This window comes from Lentilactobacillus hilgardii DSM 20176 = ATCC 8290 (assembly GCF_000159315.1).
Taxonomy (GTDB): Bacteria; Bacillota; Bacilli; order Lactobacillales; family Lactobacillaceae; genus Lentilactobacillus; species Lentilactobacillus hilgardii.
Map to the genome: position 1 here is coordinate 176,214 of NZ_GG669992.1, position 8,895 is coordinate 185,108.

An 8,895-nucleotide genomic window follows, 5' to 3' on the forward strand; every position below is an offset into this window, starting at 1 on the left:
AATAATTGTCATAAATGAATCATTCGTAATATGTGTCAGGCAACTCTATGCCTGGTTCCAATCAAACTTTAGATTGCGTTGGTCACTATGTTGGTTTGATGATTAGTTTCTACTTACACTGGAAACCGATTCCGAAATTGTTTCTTTGATTGCATCCCCTAATCGCTTAATGCCTGTCTTAATATGATCCTCAGACATATTTGAGTAATTCAATCTGAACGTACCAGGGGTAACAGCATCGGGGTAGAATGGTTCCCCGGGAACAAACGCCACATTGTGCTTGATACAGGTGTCAAACAACGCCTTGGTATCAACATCACCGGGAACCTCAACCCAAATGAATAAACCACCTTCAGGATGACTATAATGAACGTTCTTAGGGAAGAATGCTTCAATTGCATTCATCATAACTCGTTCACGTTTTCGATAAACCTGCTTAATTTTGTCAATATGATCGTCAATATCATATTCCGACATAAATTTGGCTACGATATGTTGCGTTAAATTATCAGAGTGAACGTCTGCAGATTGCTTCATTAACGTAAACTTCTTAATAAGAGATTTTTCAGCAACAATCCAGCCCAACCTTAACCCGGGTGCCAAAATCTTGGAAAAAGTACTTAAGTAAATCACCCGCTCGTGATCATCATAAAATTTAATCGGCTCAATATCGTCTCCAGCAAAACGAATCGCTCCATATGGATCATCTTCCACAATCATGATGTCATAGTTATCAGCGATTTCAATCATTCGTTCACGACGATCTGCGGACATTGTACGTCCGGTCGGATTTTGGAAATTTGGAATTGTATAGATAAACTTCGTATTGGGATTTTCAGCTACTGCTTTCTCTAACTGATCAATCTTCATGCCGTTCTCATCCATATCAACACCAACAATGTGAGCACCATAACTACGAAAAACATCCAGTGCACATAAATAAGTCGGCTTTTCGACAATTACTGTATCACCGGGATTTACAAACATCTTGGCGGTCAGGTCGATGGATTGCTGCGACCCGGTTGAAATCATAATGTTATCAATCGTCGTTTTAACGCCCTGGTGAGCCATTCGTTTAACAATCTGCTCGCGTAACTGGGGATAACCGATTGCGGTACTGTACTGCAAAGCTTGACGACCGCTTTCATCATAAACTTCATCGGTAACCCTCTTTAATTCTGCCACCGGAAATAATTCCGGGGCTGGTAGACCTCCTGCAAATGAAATTACGTCCGGACTGCCGGCAACCTTCAAAATATTTCCGACTGGATCCTCATCACTTTCTGGTACACGATCTGAAAATTGATATGTCATTGTCGAACACCTTCCTTTTGAATATTATTATCCGCAACATTTTCTTGTGGTTTGTGATACTTTCTCATCATTTCAGCCATATGAACTTCATGAACAACAAACTCATGCGTTCGGCAAATGTAATCATGTTCCCGACCGATTTTAGCGATATAGCCATTAATATAATCGACTTCTGTGGGACGACCTTTTGAAAAATCCTGATACATTGATGGGTAATGATACTTGTATTCTTGACTGACGGTAATAACTGAATCAACTTGCTGTTGACGGGTTGGAATTAAATAAATTCCGGCACGTTCACACGCATCATATGCTTCATCAAATAATTGTCGTGCCATTGCTCGAACGCCCTCATACTCAATAAATTGCCCCATCTGCATTTCAAACATCGTACACAGTGTGTTTGTAACGGCATTGAAAACAACTTTAGACATACACATTTCCATCCAATCATCCGCAAAAATTGGATTTAACTTAGCCTTTTTAAAATCATCAGCAATCGCTTTTGTTTTTTCATCAGGTTTTTCATTTGTATATCTGGCCATATGCATCACTTCAGTACCTTCAGCGCCCATAAAATCAACATTCGCTGGTCCATCCATTCGAGTTGCAATCATCGCCGTGCCACAAATGATATGGTTCTTGGGAAAATACTTTGCGATTTTTTCAAAATGTCCCATACCATTCATTGCTGAAAAAACGTATTGATCATCGTGAAAAATTCCTGCTGCATTATCGCGATCCAATTCTTCAGCTAATTGCATTTGTTTTTTAAAAATAATCCAAACATCCGGATGACCTGAATACTCTTCCGGGTAGAAAATATTGATCGGAATAATACGACGATTCTTGTGGTCACGAGCAACTGAGACACCGCCTTGTTCGCGAACTTTCTCAACATTTGGCTCCCAGGTGTCGATGAAGTCAACATCAACGCCGGCATTCTTTTGTAACATAACACCATACCTATATCCCATTGCTCCTGCGCCTATAATGCCGTACTTCATATTGACCACTCCTCGTATTTTATTTTTTAAATACAACTAAAAAACGTCCTTTGGTTATCAAAACCAAAGGACGTTAAATTAACGCGGTACCACCTTAATTTGAGTTGTTCTCACAAACAACTTCTCATAACGTGCACGGAAAATTTATGATTTAAAAATCATAGACCTCACTGACACGCTGCACAATAATGGGTGCTACCAGTTCACCTCGAAAAGTGACGTTATCAAATTCAGTCTTTCGAATCACAGTCTTAATGCACTCTCACCAAACGGCACTCTCTTAATAAGGCTGTGGCTTTAAATCCACTGAATCAAATCAATTAGTCGTATTTAAATGTTGTATGAAGTGTAAGACATTTATCAGGACAATGTCAACCACCTTTTTTAGATTTTTCTGTTTTTTTCTCATCAAAATGCCATAATATCAATGCTTCTACAAACAAAAAACTTTTTTACAAAGCTCTGTGATCATTTGCTGAAATTGTGGTCCGTACGTTATAGTTAGATTGAAAGAAGGCAGTGGCTATGAGGTTATTAATCGGAATTGGGGGACTTATTTCACTGCTGCTTTGTATCGGCGCCATAGCGCTTCTTTTCTTAGGAAATGAAGCACTGGCCCTACCGCTCGTCATTGTCGGAACGATTATCATGATACTTAGCTGGCTATTATCCGGTCTCATAAGTCGAAAATCAAAAAAGAAATAAATCGGGTTGGTCGCTCAACTCATTGAATGGAGATGTTTAGGTGCAAATCAGGACTGTTCGAAAAGAAGACTATTCAGCTATTTCGGATCTTATTTTAACCGCGTTCTCAAAATCATCCAACGGCTATGGTGGTGAAGCAGAGCTGGTAGAAAAGATTCGATTGGATCCAACTTACCATAAAACGCTTGAAGTGGTAGCCGATCAATCGGGCCAAATTATCGGGCACGGCCTACTCAGCGAGGTTCAAGTTAAAAACGCAAACAAATCGAAAACCGGTTTGTGCTTGGCACCGTTAGAAGTCTCGCCATCTTTTCAAAAGCAAGGTATTGGGCAAGCCATACTCGCAGAATTAGAGCAACGGGCTAAACGGGCCAAGTACAACTTTATCAGTATTCTTGGGTGGCCGGATTACTACTCAAGGTTTGGTTATAAAAAAGCCAGCCTGTTTAATATTAAAGCACCATTCCCTGCACCGGACGATGCATACATGATAAAGGCATTGGTTCCTAAAGGACTTGAAGGCGTTACCGGTACTGTTAATTATCTATCCGCATTCAATATTTAGCAATATTCTGTCGAAACCTATCTTTCCTGTGGTACCTTGATTTTTTCTGTTGACTGATAAAACCATCGTTTTTGAAGTCATTCGGATTATCCTAAATAAGAGAACTAATATAACCGGGAAAGGAGAAAAACAATGAAAAAGAGATTTTTTTTAATATTGATAATGAGTATCTTTGCCATTGGAATAGTGCTGCCTTCAATGACATCACCGGTAGCCGCTCAAAATAAAATTGTTCTTAAGTCAGGTTGGAAGGTTATCAAGGGAGCTGCTTATCCTGGGGTTCCATATCATGCCAAAACCCCCAAGCAAAGTGCTATTCTTTGGACAACACCAACAGTAAGCAAACATACAAACCTAAATAAGTACCCTTATGAAACTTGGAATGTGGTTGGTGTTTGGGTACTTCAAAGGGGGGCAAAGAAGCGGGTATATTATCAAGTTGATGGTGAACATGACACTGGCTGGGTATGGCGTGGTTATTTAACTAAAGGGAAGAACCCAAATGCTGCAAAAGCGAATGATAATCCTAATCGATTACCAGAAGATGACTAGCTAATAATTGAGAACCGCATAAAAAGAAACTTAAGGCAATCCTGAATAGGATCTTGTCCGATTTCCCTTTTAGTTAAGAGCATTTTAAATCGTATGTATCATCTATCACTCGGGCACCCCATTATGAATAAACAATTTATAATTACCAAAAAGCGGAAACCGCATTAAAGGTTTCCGCTTTTTACTTTTTATCAGCCTAATCAACGCTCACTTTAAATGTTCCGCAAAATCGCGGACATTTTTTTGTACAAAATCGACCTGTGAAATATCCAGTCCTGTATCGGTATAAATGTTTTGGATCAGCGCGTGACCCAAAATCAAAGTAATATAATTTGTGGCAGTAATCTCAATATTAACCAACCCATTAATTTCCCCTGAATGTTTCATTTCCGTCATCCAGAACACTAAGATTTTTTTGAGTTTCATCGGTAATTGGATAATCATTTCTTTTAACTTGGGAAATTGAAACGAATCCCGCATACCAATTAGAAATAACGCTTTATGAGCTTCAACAAAATGATTATACAAGTCGGCAACCCGCATTAAATCAGTTACAATATCGCCACTCGGTATAAACCCTGCGTTGACTGTATCAATATCGCTCATGTATTTCTGAACCAACTCTTTAACAAGCTGTTCTTTATCCTTGAAGTGGCGAAACAAGGTACTCTCATTGACGCCTGCAGCTTGCGCGATTTTCTTCGTTGTTGTTTCCGTATAACCATTTTCTTCCAGAAGCTTGGAAAAAGCATTCAAAATTTTTTCATCTGTCGTTATTTTTTGGGCCATTTATCAGCAACCCTACCTTTCAGAATCAACTTGTTAAGCCCATTATATCCGATTAACTTAGTTGATGAAAATCAAGGATTGGCTGATGCTTTCTAAAGGTCACAATAACGATATTTACTATCAAGATTCCAAGTGCCAAAAGAACCAATTGTCCCAAATACATGCCGGCCTGACTACCGCCAAACATAATATTAAAATCTGCTTGAATACTGTAAAACATCGGTGAAATATAATGAGCACCCTTGAAAAACGAATTGAGTGTTACCAATGGGATCATCCCTGCACCTGAAACAACCTGGATCATTGTTAGAAAAATATTTAACGCGGTGCCAATCTGACCAAGCAGTAAAACCAGAATTAAATTAAAATTCAATGATCCGAAAATTTCTAATCCGTGATTTAACCATAAGTTTGCGAACTGCGAACCTCCAAGCCCCATAAACCCGGTGATGCTCCATGATGTGAACAATGAACCAATAATAGATAATAAGATTGCTGCTGTTTCCAGAAACGCGAATGATTTGAATCGACCAACTATCGGTACAAACTTTGCATATGTGCCATAGAGAAGAAGAGCACCAATTAATGTTCCGAGGTAAACGGCAATATTTGCAATAAATGGAGCCAGTGCATGATTCATTCCCGTCTTAACCGGATGGACCCGAACAAGATTTGTTCCAACGGAGTGATCAACATCTTGATACGTATCGGATACCCGGTTGCGAATGGCTTTGGATTGTTGCTTGACTTGAGCCTCAAGTTTTTGTTTTGCGTTCAACTCCTGATGCTTAAGAAGCGCCTCTAGTTTTGGCTGCTGAGCTTCTGGAGCTTGGGCAATCTGTTGTTTTTTGGCCTGTAATTGATTTTGAAGTTGAGCCTGTTTTGTTTGAACTGTTTTTTCCAAGCCCGTCATTGGCTCTTTTAACAACATCGCCTTACCTTTTTCTATAATCACTTGTTGATTAACGGTATAACCAATCTTTTGAGAGACTGTTTTTAATGCACTCACCTGTGAATAAGGGGTTGCTTCATCGATATAGAAATTCAAATTGGTTTTAGAATTACTACTAATCCTTGATTTAAAGTTCCAAGGAATCTCAATAATCATTGCCGTTTTTTTATTGTTTAACTGCTTTTTAGCGGTTCTTAGATTAGAAACTTTCTTGATATGCTTAAACGGCAACCCTTTTTCAATTTGATCTGCCAACGTCCGAGTATTCTTATTTCGGTTAACCACCGTTACTGTTAGTTCATCAACATGTTTAGGCATTGCCTGATATCCCGTAAAATATATCGTAAAAATCAAGCAACCATACAAAACTGACACAATCGTTGCCAGGATGACACCACGACTCGTTATAAACTTTTTTAAATTCATTTTAATCACGCCTACTTCCTTTATTCGATGTCAAAAGAATAACAGCATTTTTAAATGAATGCAAGTGCTTGCGCGCATTTAATTTAATAAATAAGTGGCTGGGACATAATTCCAAAGAACATTACTTTTAAAAAAACTCCCGTGAAATCAGTTTACAAAAATACTGATTTCACGGGAGTTTCACTTTGAGGTAGGAACGTTGTCGTATTGATTTTTGCCTATTGTCCCAGCTTCTTTATTAAGACATTAAAATACACTTTCAGCAACCTGCTCAATATCCACAGGCGTTGTCCGACAACAGCCACCCACGATCTTGGCACCGGCAGCCAACCATTTAGGCGTTAATTCCGCAAAGGTCGTTGCATTGGGATTAGGTGTCCAAGTTTTCGTTTTAGGATCATAAATATCACCATTGTTAGGATAAACAATGATAGGTTTGTTCGTATTTGAAGCAATTGTTTTAATGCTGTCCTCAATTAAATTCATGGACGTACAATTCACACCAACTGCACTAATTTGTGGATTATCTTCAAAGTAGGATACCGCTTTTGCTAAAGATGTACCATCACAAAGATGCTCCGGATCCTTAATACTAAACGTTAGCCATGCAAAGCGATCAGAGAATTTTTCTCTCAGCAAATCAGCTAATGCCTTTGTCTCTTCAAAATTTGGCTGAGTTTCAAATGCAAAGACATCCACGCCCGCCTCATCCATTAACCGCATTCTTCTTTGATGAAACGTTTGATATGCCTCATTAGTCAGTTGATAATGACCCGTATACTCACTACCATCAGCCAAGTAGGCACCATATGGACCAACACTTCCGGCAACCAGTGGATAAAAGGCTCGTTTGGCTCGTTCTGCCGTGGGTAACGTTGCGTAAAAATCATCCCTGGATTCCAGTGCCAAGCGGACTGCTTCGGTGATCAACTTTTCACTTTGATCCTCGGTAAAACCAACTTTTTTAAAAGCTTCTACATTTGCTTGGTAGGTATCAGTAATTGTAATATCTGCACCCGCTTCAAAATAACTTGTATGAACAGCTTTAACAGCATCAGGGTCATTAATTAGTGCAGTTGCCGACCATAAATCATTACTTGTATCCACGCCGTGCTTTTCAAGTTCGGTTGCCATTGCGCCATCAAGCACCAGTGCTCGTTTGCTATCTAAATTTTCTTTAATTAAGTCCATCATGATTTACCTCCGACATATTTCGGGTTGTAACTTCCTCTAATTTAGTGCATTCTTTTATGTATTGGATTCTAATCATTTTATCTCAAAATGAGAAAAAAGCAATTGTTTGGAGGATAACTTTTTATGAAAGAAAAACCGCATATTGCACTTGAACGCAAAATGGAATCACGGCATCTTCTAATGATTTCACTAGGCGGTGTCATTGGAACCGGTCTTTTTCTGAGCTCTGGATATACCATCCACGAAGCCGGTCCGGTCGGCACAATTTTGGCCTATGGTATTGGCGCAATTATCGTTTATTTAGTCATGCTTTGTCTGGGGGAACTCTCCGTCGCAATGCCGCAAACCGGATCATTCCATGTTTATGCAGATAAATTTATCGGCCCGGGGACCGGGTTCACTGTTGCCATTCTTTATTGGCTGACATGGACCGTTGCGTTAGGATCAGAATTCACGGCAGCTGGATTAATTATGCGCACCTGGTTTCCAAAATCTCCTACTTGGATCTGGAGCCTGCTGTTTATGATCGTTATTTTCACTTCAAATGCATTGTCTGTCCGGTTTTTTGCGGAAACCGAATTTTGGTTCTCAAGTATTAAAGTGATTGCAATTATTCTTTTTATTATTCTTGGTGGCCTGGCAATTTTTGGGGTCATCCCGATTAAGGGTTATGCTCATGCCCCACTATTTCATAATTTGGTCAAAGACGGCCTTTTTCCAAACGGCTTCAAAGGCGTTTTTACAACTATGTTGACAGTTAACTTTGCCTTTTCAGGAACTGAATTGATTGGGGTAACAGCCGGTGAAACCAAGAATCCCGAAAAAAATATTCCTAAAGCTATCCATACAACTCTGTTCATACTTGTGATCTTCTTCATCGGAAGCATCACCGTTATGGCCTCACTAATCCCATGGCAAAAAGCCGGCGTTAATCAAAGTCCATTTGTTTTGGTATTCAACAGTATTGGGTTACCCTTTGCGGGCGATTTAATGAATTTCGTTGTGTTAACTGCCATTTTATCCGCTGCCAACTCAGGACTGTATGCTTCAACAAGAATGCTCTGGTCACTGGCCCACGAGGGTGTGATACCATTAAAATACGCTAAAACCAATTCCCGAGATGTGCCGATAATCGCACTTGTCCTTAGTATGCTGGGTGGTGTGTTGGCACTTGTCTCAAGCGTAGTTGCCGCCTCAACCGTTTATCTGGTACTGGTTTCGATTTCAGGATTAGCAGTCGTGATTGTTTGGATGGCTATTGCCTATTCAGAAATTAATTTTAGAAAAGCATGGCTTAAAGCCGGTCATACTAAATCTGAATTAAAGTTTAAAACACCATGGTATCCGTTTATTCCTTGGGCCGCATTTATCCTAAGTTTTTTATCATGCAT

Annotated in this window: 9 protein-coding genes; 4 read left to right on the plus strand and 5 right to left on the minus strand. The window is 39.5% G+C overall.

What is annotated here, in order from left to right; genetic code table 11:
* Nucleotides 1-102 precede the first annotated feature (102 nt).
* Both HMPREF0519_RS00830 and HMPREF0519_RS00835 read right to left on the minus strand, forming a co-directional pair.
* A complete protein-coding gene (locus tag HMPREF0519_RS00830; RefSeq protein ID WP_003633832.1) occupies nt 103-1,314 on the minus strand; it encodes an aminotransferase-like domain-containing protein in 1,212 nt (403 codons plus the stop codon).
* Nucleotides 1,311-2,321, minus strand: coding sequence for a ketopantoate reductase family protein (locus tag HMPREF0519_RS00835; protein WP_003633834.1), 1,011 nt, complete (start codon nt 2,319-2,321; stop codon nt 1,311-1,313). Before HMPREF0519_RS00835 ends, HMPREF0519_RS00830 begins: the two co-directional genes overlap by 4 nt.
* A gap of 525 nt (nt 2,322-2,846) precedes the next feature.
* Here HMPREF0519_RS00835 and HMPREF0519_RS00840 point away from each other — a divergent pair.
* The 3 genes from HMPREF0519_RS00840 to HMPREF0519_RS00850 all read left to right on the plus strand — a co-directional run bounded on the left by HMPREF0519_RS00840 (nt 2,847) and on the right by HMPREF0519_RS00850 (nt 4,143).
* On the plus strand, nt 2,847-3,026 hold the full coding sequence (locus HMPREF0519_RS00840) for a hypothetical protein (RefSeq protein ID WP_003633836.1): 180 nt from the start codon (nt 2,847-2,849) through the stop codon (nt 3,024-3,026).
* 40 nt (nt 3,027-3,066) lie between these two features.
* Nucleotides 3,067-3,591: a GNAT family N-acetyltransferase gene (locus HMPREF0519_RS00845; RefSeq protein WP_003633839.1), complete on the plus strand. Its 525-nt coding sequence runs from the start codon at nt 3,067-3,069 to the stop codon at nt 3,589-3,591.
* Nucleotides 3,592-3,723: 132 nt separating this feature from the next.
* Nucleotides 3,724-4,143, plus strand: coding sequence for a hypothetical protein (locus HMPREF0519_RS00850; RefSeq protein ID WP_003633841.1), 420 nt, complete (start codon nt 3,724-3,726; stop codon nt 4,141-4,143).
* Nucleotides 4,144-4,350: 207 nt separating this feature from the next.
* On the opposite strand, the gene HMPREF0519_RS00855 is transcribed toward HMPREF0519_RS00850, so the two are convergent.
* From HMPREF0519_RS00855 to mmuM, 3 genes are all read right to left on the minus strand, one after another.
* A complete protein-coding gene (locus HMPREF0519_RS00855; RefSeq protein WP_003633842.1) occupies nt 4,351-4,932 on the minus strand; it encodes a TetR/AcrR family transcriptional regulator in 582 nt (193 codons plus the stop codon).
* A 52-nt stretch (nt 4,933-4,984) separates the two neighbouring features.
* Nucleotides 4,985-6,310 carry a hypothetical protein gene (locus HMPREF0519_RS00860; protein ID WP_225429074.1) on the minus strand — a complete coding sequence of 442 codons (1,326 nt, stop codon included), beginning with the start codon at nt 6,308-6,310 and terminating at the stop codon, nt 4,985-4,987.
* A gap of 246 nt (nt 6,311-6,556) precedes the next feature.
* Nucleotides 6,557-7,504, minus strand: coding sequence for a homocysteine S-methyltransferase (gene mmuM / locus HMPREF0519_RS00865; RefSeq protein ID WP_003556568.1), 948 nt, complete (start codon nt 7,502-7,504; stop codon nt 6,557-6,559).
* 123 nt (nt 7,505-7,627) lie between these two features.
* Between mmuM and HMPREF0519_RS00870 the strand changes: the two genes are divergently transcribed.
* The coding region (locus tag HMPREF0519_RS00870; RefSeq protein WP_003633845.1) for an amino acid permease at nt 7,628-8,895 on the plus strand (1,268 nt) is incomplete at its 3' end.